General features: G+C 62.5%; 17 protein-coding genes. 9 read left to right on the top strand and 8 right to left on the bottom strand.

Annotation, left to right across the window (positions count from 1 at the left end):
* Window positions 1–4: 4 nt before the first annotated feature.
* Window positions 5–721, top strand: coding sequence for an MgtC/SapB family protein (locus tag I554_RS0106305; RefSeq protein WP_024575894.1), 717 nt, complete (start codon window positions 5–7; stop codon window positions 719–721).
* 140 nt (window positions 722–861) lie between these two features.
* Window positions 862–1,194 (top strand): hypothetical protein, encoded by a 333-nt coding sequence (locus tag I554_RS0106300; RefSeq protein WP_024575895.1) that lies wholly within the window; start codon window positions 862–864, stop codon window positions 1,192–1,194.
* Between the two features lie 66 nt (window positions 1,195–1,260).
* Here the strand turns inward: I554_RS0106300 and I554_RS0106295 are convergent, their stop codons facing one another.
* The 7 genes from I554_RS0106295 to I554_RS0106265 form a co-directional block, all read right to left on the bottom strand.
* Window positions 1,261–2,655, bottom strand: a complete 1,395-nt coding sequence (locus I554_RS0106295; RefSeq protein WP_051358616.1) for a saccharopine dehydrogenase C-terminal domain-containing protein — start codon at window positions 2,653–2,655, stop codon at window positions 1,261–1,263.
* A 163-nt stretch (window positions 2,656–2,818) separates the two neighbouring features.
* On the bottom strand, window positions 2,819–3,223 hold the full coding sequence (gene rnk / locus I554_RS0106290; RefSeq protein WP_024575897.1) for a nucleoside diphosphate kinase regulator: 405 nt from the start codon (window positions 3,221–3,223) through the stop codon (window positions 2,819–2,821).
* Between the two features lie 11 nt (window positions 3,224–3,234).
* Entirely contained in the window at window positions 3,235–3,717 is a 483-nt protein-coding gene (locus I554_RS0106285; RefSeq protein ID WP_029659731.1) for a GreA/GreB family elongation factor, read from the bottom strand.
* A 287-nt stretch (window positions 3,718–4,004) separates the two neighbouring features.
* Window positions 4,005–4,391, bottom strand: a complete 387-nt coding sequence (locus I554_RS0106280) for a RidA family protein (protein WP_024575899.1) — start codon at window positions 4,389–4,391, stop codon at window positions 4,005–4,007.
* A gap of 73 nt (window positions 4,392–4,464) precedes the next feature.
* Window positions 4,465–5,067: an N-acetyltransferase gene (locus I554_RS0106275; RefSeq protein WP_024575900.1), complete on the bottom strand. Its 603-nt coding sequence runs from the start codon at window positions 5,065–5,067 to the stop codon at window positions 4,465–4,467.
* Window positions 5,068–5,210: 143 nt separating this feature from the next.
* Window positions 5,211–6,353, bottom strand: coding sequence for a type III PLP-dependent enzyme (locus I554_RS0106270; protein ID WP_024575901.1), 1,143 nt, complete (start codon window positions 6,351–6,353; stop codon window positions 5,211–5,213).
* A 635-nt stretch (window positions 6,354–6,988) separates the two neighbouring features.
* Window positions 6,989–7,249: a hypothetical protein gene (locus I554_RS0106265; protein WP_024575902.1), complete on the bottom strand. Its 261-nt coding sequence runs from the start codon at window positions 7,247–7,249 to the stop codon at window positions 6,989–6,991.
* 129 nt (window positions 7,250–7,378) lie between these two features.
* On the opposite strand from I554_RS0106265, the gene I554_RS0106260 reads away from it, so the two are divergent.
* From I554_RS0106260 to I554_RS0106235, 6 genes are all read left to right on the top strand, one after another.
* Window positions 7,379–9,463, top strand: coding sequence for a M3 family metallopeptidase (locus I554_RS0106260; RefSeq protein ID WP_024575903.1), 2,085 nt, complete (start codon window positions 7,379–7,381; stop codon window positions 9,461–9,463).
* 11 nt (window positions 9,464–9,474) lie between these two features.
* Complete coding sequence (locus tag I554_RS0106255) at window positions 9,475–10,122, top strand: DUF1007 family protein (protein ID WP_081710741.1); 648 nt, start codon at window positions 9,475–9,477, stop codon at window positions 10,120–10,122.
* On the top strand, window positions 10,122–11,246 hold the full coding sequence (locus I554_RS0106250; protein WP_024575905.1) for a nickel/cobalt transporter: 1,125 nt from the start codon (window positions 10,122–10,124) through the stop codon (window positions 11,244–11,246). The genes I554_RS0106255 and I554_RS0106250 overlap by 1 nt, the downstream gene beginning before the upstream one ends.
* A 49-nt stretch (window positions 11,247–11,295) precedes the next feature.
* Window positions 11,296–12,333: a ferrochelatase gene (gene hemH / locus I554_RS0106245; protein WP_024575906.1), complete on the top strand. Its 1,038-nt coding sequence runs from the start codon at window positions 11,296–11,298 to the stop codon at window positions 12,331–12,333.
* A gap of 187 nt (window positions 12,334–12,520) precedes the next feature.
* Entirely contained in the window at window positions 12,521–13,501 is a 981-nt protein-coding gene (locus I554_RS0106240; RefSeq protein ID WP_024575907.1) for an SPFH domain-containing protein, read from the top strand.
* A gap of 5 nt (window positions 13,502–13,506) precedes the next feature.
* Complete coding sequence (locus tag I554_RS0106235; protein WP_024575908.1) at window positions 13,507–13,950, top strand: NfeD family protein; 444 nt, start codon at window positions 13,507–13,509, stop codon at window positions 13,948–13,950.
* Between the two features lie 98 nt (window positions 13,951–14,048).
* Here I554_RS0106235 and I554_RS0106230 read toward each other — a convergent pair whose 3' ends face one another.
* Complete coding sequence (locus I554_RS0106230; RefSeq protein ID WP_024575909.1) at window positions 14,049–15,062, bottom strand: KpsF/GutQ family sugar-phosphate isomerase; 1,014 nt, start codon at window positions 15,060–15,062, stop codon at window positions 14,049–14,051.
* Between the two features lie 310 nt (window positions 15,063–15,372).
* Here I554_RS0106230 and I554_RS0106225 point away from each other — a divergent pair, with 310 nt between their 5' ends.
* Window positions 15,373–16,974 (top strand): outer membrane beta-barrel protein, encoded by a 1,602-nt coding sequence (locus I554_RS0106225; protein WP_024575910.1) that lies wholly within the window; start codon window positions 15,373–15,375, stop codon window positions 16,972–16,974.
* Window positions 16,975–17,222: the final 248 nt, after the last annotated feature.

Raw genomic sequence — 17,222 nt, 5'->3', positions numbered from 1 at the left:
CGTCATGCGCTTCCTGACGACATTTCAGTTTTATGATTTTCTCGACACGCTCGTCAGTCTGGCGGCTGCGTTCGTGCTCGGCACCCTGATCGGCACCGAGCGCCAGTATCGCCTGCGCACAGCGGGACTGCGCACCAATGTGCTGGTCGCGGTGAGCGCGGCGGCTTTCGTCGATCTCGCCATGCAACTCGCCGATGCCGACGGGGCCGTGCGCGTAATCGCCTATGTGGTGTCGGGCATCGGCTTTCTCGGCGCCGGTGTCATCATGAAGGAAGGCATGAATGTCCGCGGCCTGAATACGGCGGCGACATTGTGGGGATCTGCGGCGGTTGGATGCTGCGCGGGCGCTGACATGCTGGCGCAGGCGGTCACCCTGACGGCATTTGTTCTCGCTGGCAACACGCTGCTGCGGCCGCTGGTCAACGCCATCAACCGAAGCCCGCTGGACGAGCGCGCGTCGGAAGCCACCTACGAAATCAGGCTCACGGTCGATACCGCATCGATGGATGCCGTGCGCGATCTTCTGGTCGAGAAGCTGGAAGCGGCGAAGTATCCGGTCAGCGACGTCAATGTCATCGAACGTGCGGAAGATGTCGTGGAGATCGTGGCTACGCTGGTGAGCACGGCAGTCGACGCGAAAGAGCTCGACGCCGTCACGGCTGATCTTGCGCGCAGGCCGGGTGTCCGCCATGCGACATGGGACGTCAGCACCAAGGACTGACCCGCGCGGTTTGGTCCCGGCCGGTTCCGCATTTTCCTTCACAATTCATTGAGCGCAACAACGCGCGTTCAGGCATTTGTCGGAACCATCGCTTCGAGCATCCGTTGGCTCCTTTGGAAGGACTATCAATGGGTGCGGAGATGACTCCGAACGAAAAGCGAACCAATCGAACCGATCTCATTCTGTCAGCGGTCTTGATTGCGGGCGGCCTGACACTGTCCGGAATTTCGCTGATGCAACTGGCATCGCGGGGCGAGATTCATTTTGCGCAAACCACTCAGCCGCCGGACACACAGCCTTCAGTACCGGCCGGAAAGAGTGATGGACCGGCAGAATCGAAACCCGGCGGCACGAGACCTACGACCCCCGCGCCGGAGCCGGCACGGCCTGATGCCGACGCTCAGAAGGCGGGCGCAAAGCCTGCGTTGCCGCCTGCGCCGGCAGAGAAGACCGGCGAGCCGATCAGGAACTAGCGCCCATCGAAAACAAAAAGGCCGGACATTTGCCCGGCCTTTCTGTGTGATGGGATGCTGACGTGATCAGCGCACCAGAACATTCTTGAACTGCCAGGGATCGCTGGTGTCGATGTCTTCCGGAAAGAGACCCGGCCGATCCGTCAGCGGCGTCCAGTCGGTGTAGTAGCCCTTCACCGGCCCCAGATATGGCGTCTGGATTTCCAGCAGGCGATCGAAATCCATCTCGTCGGCTTCGACGATGCCTTCGTTCGGATTTTCAAGCGCCCACACCATGCCGCCGAGCACGGCGGACGTCACCTGCAGACCGGTGGCGTTCTGATAGGGCGCGAGTTTCCGCGTCTCCTCGATGGAGAGCTGCGAGCCGTACCAATAGGCATTGTTGTCGTGGCCGAACAGCAGCACGCCTAGCTCGTCGATGCCATCGACGATCTCGTTTTCATCGAGGATGTGATGCTTCTCCTGCATCTTCGCCGCACGTCCGAACATTTCGTGCAGCGAGAGCACCGCGTCATCCGCGGGGTGATAGGCATAGTGGCAGGTCGGCCGATACACAACCGTGCCCGATGCGTCGCGCACCGTGAAATAGTCGGAGATCGAGATCGACTCGTTGTGGGTGACGAGGAAGCCGTATTGCGCGCCGCGGGTCGGGCACCATGTGCGCACGCGCGTGTTGGCACCGGGCTGCATCAGATAGATCGCCGCGCCGCATCCGGCTTCGTGGGTGTGTGCGTTTTCAGGCATCCACTTTTCATGGGTGCCCCAGCCGAGTTCGGAAGGCTGCACGCCTTCCGACAGGAAGCCTTCCACCGACCATGTGTTGACGAACACATCCGGCTCCTTCGGCTTCTTCGAGCGCTGGGTGTCGCGTTCGGCGATGTGGATGCCCTTGATGCCGGCCTGGCGCATCAGGTCCGCCCATTCGGCCTTGGTCTTCGGGCGTGGTGCATTAAGCTTAAGGTCGGAGGCGACATTCAGCAGCGCCTGCTTGACGAAGAACGAGACCATGCCGGGATTGGCGCCGCAGCAGGATACGGCCGTAGTCGATCCGGGAGGGCGCGCGCGTTTGGCGGCCAGCGTGTTCTCGCGCAGGGCATAGTTCGAGCGCGCTTCCGGTCCCTTCGATGCATCGAAATAGAAACCGAGCCACGGCTCGTTGACCGTATCGATATAGAGCGCGCCGAGTTCGTTGCAGAGCTCCATGATGTCGGTAGAGCCGGTATCGACCGAGAGGTTGACGCAGAAACCCTGCCCGCCGCCCTCGGTGAGCAGCGGCGTCAGCAGTTCGCGGTAATTGTCTTTGGTCACGCCCTGCTGGATGAAGCGCACATTGTGCTTTTCGCAATGGGCCTTGCGGCCCTCGTCCTTGGGATCGATCACCGTGATGCGCGACTTGTCGTAGTCGAGATGCCGCTCGATCATCGGCAGCGTGCCTTTGCCGATCGAGCCGAAGCCGATCATGACGATCGGGCCGGTGATACGTGCGTAGACGGGAAATTTGCTCAAAATCAGAACTCCGGATAGGCGGGGACGTGCTGCAGCAGCGAAGAACTACGGCAACTTGGGGGTGACGGCAACGGTGCTTTGCCGCCGGGTTTTCATAAAGGTGTCTTGTGACGCCGTGTTATCGGGGCTGCTGAACCTTGAGCACGGTCAGGGAGCGCCAGCGGCCGCCGGGTGTCTGGAACTCGATGGTCTGTCCCACCGAAAGGCCGATGAGGGCCGCGCCGATCGGGGTCAGGATCGAGATTTTCCCCGCGTCCACATCCGCCGACTCGGGATAAACCAGCGTTACCTCGCGTTCCTGCATGCTGATGTCATCACGGAAGGTCACGTCCGAATCCATGGTGACAAGACCGGGCAGCAACCGGGTGTCCGGCAGAATCTCGGCGCGTTCGATCTCCCGCGCCAGGAAGTCGGTGGTCTGCGGATATTTTTCCGAGGCGGCCTCCGCGATGTTGCGGAGCCGGTCGGCGTCGCACATGCGCAGGGAAATGGGAGGCAGCGCGGGCTGCAAGTGGCTGGCCATGATGTTCTCCTTCAAGCTGCTGTTGGACCGGGCCGGTCGGGATCGTTGCCGTTGTGGCGCGCTGCGAATTTCATGGCGCGGTGGTGTTGCAGCGAAACGACGCCGGCTGGTGGGTCGAGATTTTCGACTGTGACGACGTGGCGAACGCCGTCGATTCCCACGTAAGGCATGCTCGATCCGGCGTGCAGACCGATCAGCGCTGCGCCGACGGGCGACAGCACCGAGACATGGAGGTGGCTGCTGCGGAATTTCGCGGGCAGAACGAGCATGCGGCTGTCCAGCGGCATTCCTTCGTCGGCGCGAAACGTCACCCAGTCGTCGAGACGCACGCAACGCAACGGCGCCGCTGCGTCGTGGACGTCCGCGCGGTTCAGTTCCGAAACCAGAAAGCCGCTCACCGGATGGCGCTCTTCGAGCGCCCGCACGGCGATCTGCCTCAGAATATGGAAGTCCTCCGACGCAATACTGATCGGAGGAATCGGTGCCGACATCATGATGTGCCTCACAATGAAATCGCGCGGCACGGATGTGCCGAGCGATGCCCGTGATTCAATTTTACGAATAGGGGGAGATACGAACGATAAACGACCCGGGACGGCGCTGACGCGCGTCCGCCCGGGTCACCTTCGGATTTGAAGGCGACCTGCGTGAAGCAGCAATCGGTTGTTACACACGTTCGACATGATGGTCTTAAGCTATGGCCTGCGGCAGGAAAGTCAACGCATCAGCTGCGACATGTTGGCTCGCTTGCAGGCCAACATGTCGGGCACTGGTCTGGATGTCAGCTCCGGCGCTTCGCCGTGACTTCGATCTCGACTTTCATCTCCGGCTTATAAAGGGCGGAGACGGCGACGATCGTTGCTGCGGGGCGGATATCGCCGAGCGTCTCGCCGCACACGGCGAATACTGCATCGAAGTCCTTGGCGTCGGTGACGTAGTAAGTCGCGCGCACGAGGTCGGCCATCTCGAAGCCGCCTTCCTTCAATGCGATGCCGATGGTCTTGAAGCAGTTGCGGGTCTGCTCGGCCACGTCTTCCGGCAGGGCTTTCGTGACGGGATCGTAGCCGGTGGTGCCGGCGACGAAGCAAAGGTCACCATCGACAACGGCGCGGCTGTAACCGGCAATCTTTTCGAACGGCGATCCGGATGAAATCAGGTGGCGGGACATCAGTCTCTTCCTTGTGACAACGAATTGCGGGGCTTGTTTTCAGACCCCGCAATGCCGGGTCTTGGCGTTCAAATCAAGCGGCCTGGATGAGAAGCTTTCGAGCCTTGGCGCCTGCGCGGACCGCCGCACGGCGCAACTTGTCGCCGGTCGCCACGATCATGCCGAAGGCCTCGTCCAGGGCGCCGGGGCGCAGCTCAACTGCCAGAAGCCGCTCGCGCTCAAACGGGCCGGGCAGCGCCAGCTCGCCGGTCTTGGCCGCCGAGAAGCCGAAGCGCGCGTAGTAGCCAGCGTCCCCGCGCAGGATCACAGCGCCATGGCCGCGGGCCTTCGCCGCTGCCAGCGCGTGATTCATCAGCGCCGCGCCGACGCCGAGCGAACGGCACGAGGCTTCGACGGCCAGCGGGCCGAGCACCAGCGCGGGGATGGCCCCCGCGCTGACGTGCCACAACCGCACGGTGCCGACCACGCGGCCCTGATGCACAGCCGAGAAGGCGAGGCCTTCGGCGGGCATGCGTCCGTCGCGCAGGCGCTGGCAGGTGCGCGCATGACGGCCTTCGCCGAAGCTCGCATCCAGCAGCGCTTCACGCGCGGCGACGTCCGAGGCTCGTTCCGCACGGATCGCGAACGGAGCGGTCTCAAAGGTGAGGGCGGTGGTCTTTTTCCAAACAGCAGTCATGGCACGTCAGTCCCCACTCCAGCGGCAAGGCGACCGCGGAGCGTTGTCAGCAAATAGCGATGTGACGGGATGGGAGCCGGCGGACCGGCTCCCGGTTATTTCAGGCCTCAGATGAGGTAGTTCAGATGTGCCGATCGACGCGATCAGATGTGGTAGGTTTTCAGCGGCGGGATGCCGTTGAAAGCCACCGCCGAATACGTCGACGTATACGCACCGGTGCCTTCGATCAGCAGCTTGTCGCCGATCTCGAGCGTGACGGGCAGCGGGTACGGCACCTTCTCGTACAGCACATCTGCGGAGTCGCAGGTCGGGCCGGCGAGAATGCACGGAGCCATGTCCGCGCCGTCGTGCGGCGTGCGGATCTGGTAGCGGATCGACTCGTCCATCGTCTCGGCGAGGCCGCCGAACTTGCCGATGTCGAGGTAGACCCAGCGGTTCTCATCGTCGTCGCTCTTCTTCGAGATCAGAACGACTTCGGTCTCGATGATGCCCGCATTGCCGACCATGCCGCGGCCCGGCTCGATGATGGTCTCCGGGATCTGGTTGCCGAAGTGCTTGCGAAGCGCGCGGAAGATCGACCGGCCGTACTGCACGACCGGAGGAACGTCCTTGAGGTACTTCGTCGGGAATCCGCCGCCCATGTTGACCAGGGACAGGTTGATTCCACGCTCGGCACAGTCACGGAACACCGTCGAAGCCATCGCCAGTGCGCGATCCCACGCCTTCACCTTGCGCTGCTGCGAACCGACGTGGAACGAAATGCCCACCGGCTCGAGGCCCAGCTTCTTGGCGAGGTCGAGGACGTCGACAGCCATCTCCGGGTCGCAGCCGAACTTCCGCGACAGCGGCCACTCGGCGCCGGCGCAGTCGTACAGGATGCGGCAGAAGACCTTCGCGCCGGGAGCGGCACGGGAGATCTTCTCGACTTCGGCGGCGCAGTCCACCGCGAACAGGCGGATGCCGAGCGCGTAGGCGCGCGCGATATCACGCTCCTTCTTGATCGTGTTGCCGAAGGAGATGCGGTCCGGGGTCGCACCGGCAGCCAGCGCCATTTCGATCTCCGCAACGGTTGCGGTGTCGAAGCACGAGCCGAGCGACGCCAGCAGCGACAGCACTTCCGGCGCCGGGTTCGCCTTGACGGCATAGAACACGCGCGAGTCAGGCAGCGCCTTCGCGAAGGTCTGGTAGTTGTCGCGCACGACTTCGAGGTCAACGACGAGGCATGGCTCGGTGTCGAGGCCCTCGCTGCGGCGGTTGCGCAGGAATTCCTGGATACGGTCGGTCATAGCACCCTCCCAAACGCCCAGCGACGGGACGTCCAAAAATGATGTCGGATGAGCGATAGACCTGTGCCGCACTGTGGAGACGCGACAGAGCCTAAAACTCAAACCAAACTGTGCTGCCGTGGATTGGTTGGGATTTTCCCGCCCGCACACCTGGCAATGAAGGACAAGCCTTTTCAGTAGCCCGCGCCGGCGGTGGAATGCCGGTAGAGACCAAAAAAGCCCGATCCGTCGTTGCTTTAAGTCGCGTCCCCCGTTGAGAGCGGGGTGCGCCGGTTCGCCTCCGGCTGCCAGTCACGGTTGCAAGGAGAGAAGTCACCTTCAACGGCATCCCTTGAGAGAGATGCTGGCCTCTTGAGTCTCACGACTGAAGCGACCCTCGGTTCTTCGTCCCCTTGGCGGCTGTCCGGCCTCTTGTCCGGATACCTACCGACTGACACACGACCACAGGCACGTGCGAAATTGGGCAAGGGTGGAAATATGAGTTTTGAGTCTGGTTCGCAAGTATTTTCTACGCCACGGGATAACTTTCCCGATAGCGTGATCGAAATGTCGCGCGTGAGTTAACGATCTGAGAGAAAGATGAATGTGCGTTAATTTTTCGGCGTGTGAAAAGCGCCTGCGGCGCAGCCGGAATCTCAGATCTTCCGGGTAAACGGCTCGACGCGCTGCGCGCCGCGCACAAACGCGATCATGATGACGACGCCGATCAGGAAGAGCACGATCTGGACGATGTGAGCGGCGGTGTCGCTGAGGCCGAACAGGATCGCGAGCGCCCAGCCTCCGGCGAACGCCGCGCCGAACACCTCGGCGCCGATCAGGATCGCTGCGCTGATGACGGTGATGACGCTGGGCCACGCGATTTCGCGGGCGTTGGCTTCGAGCTTCTTGGCGTTCATGACTTTGTGATCCCGTTTCGGGCCGCAATCTCTGCGAAATCGCGGTCCCGATCAAGGGTTAGGGCGCAAAAAAGCCCCACCGGATGGTATAGAGGGTGCCTTGGAAATTGCTGGAAATAAGGCCTTACCATGTCAGAAGCGTCCGCAACGGCTGCCGTCCCCAACACCAACCCGCTGCTGACAGCCTGGCAGACACCGTTCGAGACGCCTCCCTTCGCCGACATCCGTCCTGAGCATTTCCTGCCGGCCTTCGACCAGGCCTTTGCGGCTCACTCCGCCGAGATCGAGGCGATCAAGGCGAACCCGGCCGAGCCGACCTTCGAGAACACCGTCACGGCGCTGGAGCGGGCCGGCAAGCTGCTCTCCCGGGTGTCGGCGGTGTTCTATGATCTTGTCGGCGCACACTCCAATCCCGAGCTTCTCAAGATCGAATCCGAAGTGGCGCTGAAGCAGGCGCGGCACTGGAATCCGATCTCCATGGATGCCGCACTGTTTGGTCGCATCTCGAAGCTGCGTGACAAGGCGGCTTCGCTCAATCTCACGGGCGAGCAGGCGCGGCTGCTGGAGCGGACCTGGACCAGCTTCCATCGCTCCGGCGCCGGGCTCAGCGAGGCCGCCAAGGCCCGGACCGCGGAGATCAACGAGCGGCTGGCGCATCTGGCGACATCGTTCAGCCATCATCTGCTCGGCGACGAGCAGGACTGGACCATGGAGCTTGGCGAGGGCGATCTGGCGGGCCTGCCGGCCAGCTTCGTCGCATCTGCCAAGGCCGCGGCAGAAGAGCGCGGCATGCCTGGCAAGATGGTGGTGACGCTGTCGCGGTCGTCGGTCGAGCCGTTCCTGAAGGACTCCCGCCGCCGCGACCTGCGCGAGAAGGTGTTCAAGGCCTTCACTGCCCGCGGCGATAACGGCAACGACAACGACAACAGCGCCACCATCCTCGAGGTTTTGAAGCTGCGCGAGGAGCGGGCGAAAATCCTCGGCTATCCGAGCTTCGCCGCCTACCGCCTGGAAGATTCCATGGCCAAGACTCCGGAGGCTGTACGTGGCCTCTTGGAGCGGGTCTGGAAGCCGGCCCGCGCCCGCGCCATGGCCGACCGCGACGCCCTGCAGGCGCTGATCGCAGAGGAGGGCGGCAACTTCAGGCTCGCTGCCTGGGACTGGCGCTACTACGCCGAGAAGCTGCGCCAGCGCCGGGCCAATTTCGATGATGCGGCAGTCAAGCCCTACCTGACGCTCGACAACATGATCGACGCCGCCTTCGACGTCGCGACCCGGCTGTTCGGGGTGACCTTCAGCGAGCGCAAGGACGTCCCTGTCTGGCATCCGGATGTGCGGGTCTGGGAGGTCAAGGACGCCAAGGGCAACAACAAGGCGCTGTTCTATGGCGATTACTTCGCGCGTCCCTCGAAGCGCTCCGGCGCCTGGATGACGTCGCTGCGCGACCAGCAGAAGCTCGACGGCGATGTCGCGCCGCTAATCATCAATGTCTGCAACTTCTCGAAGGGCACGGACGGCCAGCCCTCGCTGTTGTCGCCGGACGATGCCCGCACATTGTTCCACGAGTTCGGCCATGGCCTGCACGGCATGCTGTCGAACGTGATGTATCCGTCGCTGTCGGGCACCAGCGTGTTCACGGACTTCGTCGAACTGCCGTCGCAGCTTTACGAGCACTGGCAGGAGCGGCCGGAGGTGCTGCAAAAGTTCGCGCGGCATTACCAGACCGGCGAGCCGCTGCCGGAGGATCTGCTCAAGCGCTTCATTGCCGCGCGCAAGTTCAACCAGGGCTTCGCCACGGTGGAATTCGTCTCGTCGGCCCTGATCGATCTCGAATTCCATACCCAGCCGGCGGCTTCGATCACTGACGTGCACGCCTTCGAGAAGCAGCAGTTGGAGAAGATCGGCATGCCTGCTGAGATCGCATTGCGCCACCGGCCGCAGCAGTTCGGGCATATCTTCTCCGGCGATCATTATGCGTCGGGCTACTACAGCTACATGTGGTCGGAGGTGATGGATGCGGATGCGTTCGGCGCCTTCGAGGAAGCGCACGACATCTTCGATCCGGCGGTGGCGAAGCGCCTGCATGACGACATTTATTCGTCGGGCGGATCGCGCGATCCGGAGGACGCCTACATTGCCTTCCGCGGGCGCAAACCCGAACCCGACGCGCTGCTGCGCCGCCGCGGCCTGCTCAGCGAACCCGAAGCCGCATAGGACGGATCAAGATGCGCCGCCTCATTCAGTGCCTTGTCGTTGTGGCCATGCTGGCAGTCGCTGCCGGTGCGGCGCAGGCGCATCCGCATGTCTGGATCGTAGCCAAGAGCGAGTTGATCTACGCCCCCGACGGATCGATCACCGGCATTCGTCACGCCTGGACCTTCGACGACATGTTCTCGACCTATGCCTTGCAGGGCATCGAGAGCAAGACCAAGGGCGTTTACACCCGCGACGAGCTGAAACCGCTGGCGCAGACCAATGTGGAGTCGCTGAAGGAATACGCCTTCTTCACCTTCGCCAAGGCAGGCGGCGCAGGCAGCCAGAAGAAGGAAAAATTCAACGATCCGATCGACTACTATCTCGAATACAAGGACTCAGCGCTGACGCTGCACTTCACGCTGCCGTTCAAGGCGCCGGTCAAGACCCCGGCACTGGCGCTCGAGGTGTTCGATCCGTCCTACTTCATCGATTTTCAGTTGAACGAGAAAGATCCGGTGACACTGGTCGGCGCACCTGCGACCTGCAAGCTGACGGTCCAGCGTCCGACCGACGGCAGCGCGCAGGCGCAGACGATGAACGAGCAGAGCTTTCTGAACGGCGATAACTCAAACTATGGCGCGATGTTCGCGAACAAGATCACGGTGGATTGCCCTTGATGGATATCTCTCGTCCCATGCTGAAGCGGATCGCGATGGCCGGTGTTGTGACGCTGGCTCTCGCGGGTCTGGTTGATGTCCTGCTGCATGCGGCGTGGGCGCAAAATCCCTTCGGCGCTCCGAAGGGAGCCGTTGCCGAGCCGCAGGTCGGCGGCATCATCGGATGGCTGCTCGCCAAGCAATCCGAATTCTATCTCCAGATGTCGAGGACCATTCGTGCCGCCAAGACCGATGGCAGCGCGGTATGGGCGCTGCTTGGCATTTCCTTCGCCTACGGTGTCTTTCACGCGGCCGGTCCGGGACACGGCAAGGCCGTGATCTCGTCCTACCTCGTCGCCAACGAGGAGACAGCCAAGCGTGGCATCGCGCTGTCGTTCGCCTCGGCGCTGATGCAGGCGCTGGTGGCCATCGCGATCGTCGGCATCGGCGCGCTGCTGCTCAACGCGACCGCGCAGACCATGTGCGGTGCCGAGCGCGTGATTGAAATTGCCAGCTATGGTCTGATCGCGGCTTTCGGTGCGCGATTGGTATGGAGCAAGGGCGGCGGATTTTTTCGTGCCATGCGGTCATGGCGTGGTGCGCGGTCGCCGCTCGTTCCTGCGATGGCGCATGCGCACGGTCACGATCATGCCCATCACGATCATGGGCATTCTCACGATACGCATGAGCGAGTTGCCCACGACCACGCACATGCCCACCACCATGATCACAACCATCCGGATCATGTTCACGATGAGCACTGCGGTCATTCCCATGGCCCGGAGCCGAGTGCGCTCGCCGGTCCCGGCGGCTGGTCGCGCGGATTGAGCGCCATCCTGACGGTCGGCATCCGGCCGTGCTCCGGCGCAATTCTGGTGCTGGTGTTTGCGTTGGCGCAGGGCCTGTTCTGGGCGGGCGTGGCGGCAACGCTGCTGATGGGGCTCGGCACCGCGATCACCGTCTCGGCCATTGCGATCATCGCGGTGTCGGCCAAGGGTCTCGCCAGCCGCATGGCCGCGGGCCGCGATGGCGGCGGCGCGATCCTGCTGCGCGGAATCGAGTTTGGCGCCGCGGCCTTGGTGCTGCTGTTCGGCACCGGCCTGCTGCTGGGATACATTGCCGCGGAACGGGTCACCTGTTTCTGATACCGGTCGCCTTGACAACATTTCTGCAACGCGCGATGCCAGACCCGTCATGACAGCCGTCATTCCCCTCGATGCACATCGGCCCGCCGCGCAACCGGCGCTGTCACGCGTCGGCGTGCTGCTGGTCAATCTCGGAACACCTGACACAGCCGATGCGAAGGGTGTCCGCGTTTATCTGCGCGAGTTCCTGTCCGATCCGCGCGTGATCGAGAACAACGGATTGATCTGGCAAATCATTCTCAACGGCATCGTGTTGCAGATTCGTCCGGCCAAGAAGGCCAAGGATTATCTGAAGATCTGGAACACCGAAAAAAACGAGTCCCCGCTCAAGACCATTACGCGCGCCCAAGCCGAGAAGCTGGCCGCGTCGATCGCTGATCAGAAGCATGTCGTTGTCGACTGGGGCATGCGCTACGGCAATCCATCGATCAAGTCGCGGATCGATGCGCTGATGGCGCTGGGCTGTGACCGGATTCTGGTGATGCCGCTGTATCCGCAATATTCTGCGTCGACGTCGGCGACGGTGGTGGACAAGGTTGCCGCCGCACTCAAGGACATGCGTGCTCAGCCGACGGTGCGGTTCACGCCGCCATATTATGACGACCCGGGTTACATCGATGCCCTTGCGGTCTCGATCGAGCGTCATCTGGCGACGTTATCTTACAAGCCTGAGACCATCGTGGCGTCGTTCCACGGCATGCCACAGTCGTACATCGACAAGGGCGACCCCTATCAGGCGCAGTGCGTTGCGACGGTGAATGCGCTGCGCACGCGTATGGGTCTCGACGAGAGGAGTCTAATGCTCACCTTCCAGTCGCGGTTCGGTTATGAGAAATGGCTGCAGCCCTATACCGCCCAGACTGTCGAGCAGCTTGCGAAGGATGGTGTGCGGCGGATTGCCGTTGTAACGCCGGGCTTCGCGGCCGATTGCATTGAAACGCTTGAAGAGATCGTGATGGAAAATGCCGAAATCTTCCGCCATGCCGGCGGCGAGGAATTCTCGGCCATTCCGTGCCTCAACGACAGCGACGAGGGCATGGATGTGATCTGCCAGATCGTGCTGCGCGAGCTGCAAGGCTGGATCTAAGAGGCTGGATCCGAGCGGCCGCGATTTAATCGCCCGGCCCGCCCTTTTCAAGGCGCGACTTGTCCTCTCTTTCGAACCGTATCCCCGCTTAAATCGACCAAGCGACGGAGCGGCTGTCGCGTGCCCGTGCTAGGCTGCCCGCATCTCAGGTCTTGCGCTTCAGGTCTATTTTTGCAGGGAGTTTTAAATGTCCGGTTTCGATATTTTTGCGATCGCGTTCGTTCTGCTGGTGATCTTCACGCTGTTTGCCGGCGTGAAAACGGTGTCGCAGGGCTACGACTGGACCATCGAACGGTTCGGCAAATACACCCGCACGCTGGGTCCGGGCCTCAACATCATCATTCCCTACTTCGACCGCGTCGGGCGCAAGGTAAACATGATGGAGCAGGTGATCGAGATTCCGCAGCAGGAGGTCATCACCAAGGACAATGCCACCGTCACGGTGGATGGCGTCACCTTCTATCAGGTGTTTGATGCCGCCAAGGCGAGCTACGAGGTATCCAATCTCAATCAGGCCATCGTGACGCTGACCATGACCAACATCCGCTCGGTGATGGGTTCAATGGATCTCGATCAGGTGCTGTCGCACCGCGATGAAATCAACGAGCGGCTGCTGCGCGTGGTCGATGCCGCCGTTTCGCCGTGGGGCGTCAAGGTCAACCGCATCGAGATCAAGGACATTGTACCGCCGCACGATCTGGTTGAGGCGATGGGCCGGCAAATGAAGGCCGAGCGCGTCAAGCGCGCCGACATTCTTCAGGCTGAGGGTCAGCGCCAGTCCGAAATCCTGCGCGCGGAAGGTGCCAAGCAGTCGCAGATTCTTCAGGCCGAAGGCCGCCGAGAGGCTGCATTCCGTGATGCCGAGGCCCGCGAACGCGCGGCGGAAGCCGAAGCGAAAGCAACGGAGATGGTCAGCAATGCCATCGCCAGCGGCGATGTCGCTTCGCTCAACTATTTCATCGCGGACAAATACATCAAGGCGTTCGGTCAGCTCGCGGAGTCGCCGAACCAGAAGATCATCATGCTGCCGATCGAAGCGACCGGCATGCTCGGGTCGCTTGCTGGCATCGGAGAGATCGCAAAGGCGACCTTCGGCGAAAGTGCAGCGTCAGCCACCGCGGCGGCCCGCCGCCCGCCGACAGTGCCGAACACCAATCCGAAGGCCTGATCGATATGGTCGAGCTTCTGTCGAAACTCGGGAACTGGAACTGGCTGATCATCGGCGTGGTGCTGATGGCAATCGAGACGTTCGCGCCCGGCGTGTTCATGCTGTGGCTCGGCCTCGCAGCCCTGATTGTCGGGCTGCTGTCATTTGGCATCGCGTGGTCGTGGCAGGCGCAGGTCATTGCGTTTGCCGCGCTGTCGATCGCGATGGTGCCGCTGTGGCGATACTACTCGGGACGAAATGCCAGGCCGACCGACAAGCCGTTTCTCAACAGGCGCGCGGAAGGCCTGATCGGCCGCGTTTTCACGCTTGAGAAGCCGATCGTGGACGGCATCGGCACGGTGAGGATCGACGATACGGTCTGGCGCGTTTCGGGCCCGGATGCGCCTTCCGGCAGCCGTGTGAAGATCGTCAGCGCCGATGGGGCGAATCTGAAAGTCGATGCAGCCTAGGTTCAATTGCCGTCATTGCGAGGACCATGACGGCGAAGCAATCCAGTTTTATCCACAAGATGGTTGCTTCGCTTCGCTCGCGATGATGGGAAGGAATGTTACGCCACGCCTGCGCGCAGAATATCGTGCAGGTGCACGATCCCGACAGGCGTCCTGCCCTCGGTCACGATCAGCGCGGTGATCTTCGACGCGTTGAGAATTTCCAGCGCCTCGCTGGCGAGCAGATCCGGGCTGATGGTCTTTGGATTTTTTGTCATCACCTCGTCGACGCTTGCCGTCATCAGGTCGGGCCGCATGTGACGGCGCAAGTCGCCGTCGGTGACGATGCCTGTGATCTCGCCGCGCCCATCGACGATGCCGACACAGCCGAAGCCCTTGGAGGTCATCTCCACCAGCGCCTCGGACATCTTGGTGCCGAGCGGCTTCACCGGCACCGCTTCGGCCTTGTGCATCAGGTCACGCACGAATTTCAGCATGGCGCCGAGCTTGCCGGAGGGATGCAGCGCGCTGAAATCGAGCGCCGTGAAGCCACGGCTTTCCAGCAGCGCCACGGCGAGCGCATCGCCAAGCGCGAGTTGCATCAGCGACGATGTGGTCGGGGCGAGATTGTGCGGGCAGGCTTCCCGTGCCTTCGGCAGCGTCAGGACGATGTCGGCGGCCGCGCCCAGCGTCGAATCCGCTTCCGATGTGACCGCGATCAGCCCGATGCGGAAGCGGCGCGAATAGTTGATGAGGTTCTTCAGTTCGGCGGTTTCGCCGGACCATGACAGCGCCATGATGACGTCGTCGGGCGTAATCATGCCGAGATCGCCGTGGCTGGCCTCCGCTGCATGGACGAAGAATGAGGGCGTGCCGGTGGAGGCGAAGGTCGCCGCCATTTTCTTGCCGATGTGGCCGGATTTGCCGAGGCCCGTCACGATCAGACGGCCGTGGGCCTCGCGGACGCGCGCGATGGCGGCATCGAAAGCCGCTCCGAGATCCGACTGCAGGGCGTTCACGAGTGCGGTGATGCCGCTCGCCTCGGCGTCCAGGGTGCGCAGTGCGGACTCGATGGCGGCAGATGCCGCGCGAGTCGCGGAAGGGGTCGCCGTCCGCGGTTTTGAAGTGGCCATGCGTGATTCCGGTTGAAGGGACGGCAGCGCGACGCGCGCGCCAATCCGGGACATTTCCTAGCACATTCAAGCTGCTGAGGCGACGCGCCAGGGCCGCCCTCAACGCTCCGTTAACCATAATTGTTTTAACTCTGTTAACGGCGTTCAGCAACGCCGGACGGCGGCGTTTTGGCCGGCAATTGCTTGAAGTTGTTTCGTTTTCCGGCGCGGCCCCAGGTGACTTTCGGGGCCGGGAGAAGAGTGAAAAGTGCAGGGCTCGCAGCAACCTGTCCGGTTGTGGGATCGTCGCTGGCGCGCGTCTGGATGGCGCATGCTGCCGACGTGCTGCGTGCTGATGCTGTGGAACCCTGCAACGGCCATGGCGCAGGCTCTGACCGCCGACATGATGAACCCGGCGCAGGGCGGTTTCGCGCCGCCGGACAAGTCGCTGCTTCGCAAGACCGCCGACAACATGGCCAACGACGGTGCGCCAAAGCCCAGTGTCAGGGCGCCGTCGCGGATCGGCGCAATCCCGACCTACGGTGTTCCACCTGCGTCGGGCGCGTCTGACGTCGGATTCGACTCGCTCAACCGCACCCGCAAGAAACAGAAACTTTATCCCGGCGCACCGAAGCCGAAGATTGTCGGTCCCGGCAATCCGCCGGCCGCCGCCCCGAAAGCTGCAAAGGTCGCGGCGCCGGTTTCGCAGTCGGTTGCCGGCACGTTTCCCGGCCAGCCGCAGCGCCGCCGCCTCAAGGTCGATGACGATCCGTTCGCCAATGTCGGCTTCCACACCGGTACGTTTCTTACGAAGGCCGCAGTCGAACTGTGGGGCGGCTACAACACCAATCCCGGCCGCATGAATACGCCGAAGGGGTCGGGGTTCTACACGGTCGCTCCTGAACTGCTGATTGCGTCCGACTGGGAGCGTCATTCGCTAATCGCCGATCTGCGCGGATCGTTCACCGGTTACGGCACGACGTTTCCGCCGCTCGCCACCGGCCCGTCGCCGGTGCCGACCAACATCGACGCCCCGACGTTCAATGGCAAGGTCGCGGGCCGCATCGACGCGACGCGCGATACGCGCATCAATACCGAACTGCGCATGCGGGTTTTCACAGACAATCCCGGTTCGCCGAACATCCAGGCCGGTCTTGCGCAATATCCGCTGGCCACGAATATCGGCGGCACCGCGGGCGTCGAACACGATTTCAACCGGTTGCAGGTTGCGGTGGCCGGGCTCGGCGATCGCACCACCTATCAGCAATCGAAGCTCACCGACGGTTCAACGTCCACCAACGACGACCGCAACTTCAACCAGTTCGGCGGTCTCGCGCGCGTCAGCTACGATCTGATGCCCGGCCTCAAACCGTTTGGCGAATTCGCCGCCAACACCCGCCTTCACGACGTGAAGTTCGATCGCGCTGGCTATCAGCGCGATTCCACCGGCGGTTACGTGAAGGCCGGCACCACGTTTGAATTTTCGCGGCTGCTGACCGGCGAAGCCGCCATCGGCTATTCACAGCGCAGCTATCAGGATCCGCGCCTCAGCGACATGAAGGGCCTGCTGACCAGCGCATCGCTGATCTGGACCGCGACCGGGCTGACCACGGTGCGTTTCGATGCGACATCCTCGATCGATGAGACCACGCTGCCCGGCGTCTCCGGCGTAATTTCCCGCGATTACTCGCTCCAGGTCGATCATGCGTTTCGCCGCTGGCTGATCGGCACCGCAAAGGTTGGCACCGGGACGTCGGACTACGACGGCACCCGCTTCGACCGGCGCTATTTCGTGGAAGGCGATCTGGTCTACAAGCTGTCGCGCACGTTCCAGATCAAGGGACAGGTGCGGCACGACTGGTTGAACAGTTCGGCTAACGGTGCGAGTTCCGCCGCGACCGTTGTGATGCTCGGTATCCGCGTGCAGCGCTAGCGACGCGCGCCATCGCATACTGCCCGGTCCAATCGTATCCAATCCGGAAATATTTCGTTAACTCCGAACGATATGAAACCGATCATTTAAAGACCGCCGCAACGAATTGGGCGCATTCAGGCACGCTTGGGGACAAGTGTGCGATGTGGTTTCGACGGCCAAAAGATCAGGCGACCCGACCGGGCCGGATATCGGCAAAGCTGCTGATACTGTGCTCGGTTGCGACGATCGCCGGCTTTTCCGCGGTT

The sequence above is a fragment of the Afipia sp. OHSU_II-C1 genome, from assembly GCF_000497575.1.
Lineage (GTDB): Bacteria > Pseudomonadota > Alphaproteobacteria > Rhizobiales > Xanthobacteraceae > Afipia.
The sequence above is the reverse complement of the archived record's forward strand: the minus strand, read 5'-3'. Positions and strand labels throughout refer to the sequence as shown.

Coding starts and splice junctions, on each gene's coding strand:
- I554_RS0106305 (WP_024575894.1), top strand. CDS start 5: ATGCGCTTCCTGACGACATTTCAGTTTTATGATTTTCTCGACACGCTC.
- I554_RS0106265 (WP_024575902.1), bottom strand. CDS start 7,249: ATGAACGCCAAGAAGCTCGAAGCCAACGCCCGCGAAATCGCGTGGCCC.
- rnk (WP_024575897.1), bottom strand. CDS start 3,223: ATGGCCAGCCACTTGCAGCCCGCGCTGCCTCCCATTTCCCTGCGCATG.
- I554_RS0106280 (WP_024575899.1), bottom strand. CDS start 4,391: ATGTCCCGCCACCTGATTTCATCCGGATCGCCGTTCGAAAAGATTGCC.
- I554_RS0106275 (WP_024575900.1), bottom strand. CDS start 5,067: ATGACTGCTGTTTGGAAAAAGACCACCGCCCTCACCTTTGAGACCGCT.
- I554_RS0106295 (WP_051358616.1), bottom strand. CDS start 2,655: ATGATCGGCTTCGGCTCGATCGGCAAAGGCACGCTGCCGATGATCGAG.
- I554_RS0106260 (WP_024575903.1), top strand. CDS start 7,379: ATGTCAGAAGCGTCCGCAACGGCTGCCGTCCCCAACACCAACCCGCTG.
- I554_RS0106300 (WP_024575895.1), top strand. CDS start 862: ATGACTCCGAACGAAAAGCGAACCAATCGAACCGATCTCATTCTGTCA.
- I554_RS0106270 (WP_024575901.1), bottom strand. CDS start 6,353: ATGACCGACCGTATCCAGGAATTCCTGCGCAACCGCCGCAGCGAGGGC.
- I554_RS0106240 (WP_024575907.1), top strand. CDS start 12,521: ATGTCCGGTTTCGATATTTTTGCGATCGCGTTCGTTCTGCTGGTGATC.
- hemH (WP_024575906.1), top strand. CDS start 11,296: ATGACAGCCGTCATTCCCCTCGATGCACATCGGCCCGCCGCGCAACCG.
- I554_RS0106255 (WP_081710741.1), top strand. CDS start 9,475: ATGCGCCGCCTCATTCAGTGCCTTGTCGTTGTGGCCATGCTGGCAGTC.
- I554_RS0106235 (WP_024575908.1), top strand. CDS start 13,507: ATGGTCGAGCTTCTGTCGAAACTCGGGAACTGGAACTGGCTGATCATC.
- I554_RS0106230 (WP_024575909.1), bottom strand. CDS start 15,062: ATGGCCACTTCAAAACCGCGGACGGCGACCCCTTCCGCGACTCGCGCG.
- I554_RS0106285 (WP_029659731.1), bottom strand. CDS start 3,717: ATGATGTCGGCACCGATTCCTCCGATCAGTATTGCGTCGGAGGACTTC.
- I554_RS0106250 (WP_024575905.1), top strand. CDS start 10,122: ATGGATATCTCTCGTCCCATGCTGAAGCGGATCGCGATGGCCGGTGTT.
- I554_RS0106225 (WP_024575910.1), top strand. CDS start 15,373: ATGCTGCCGACGTGCTGCGTGCTGATGCTGTGGAACCCTGCAACGGCC.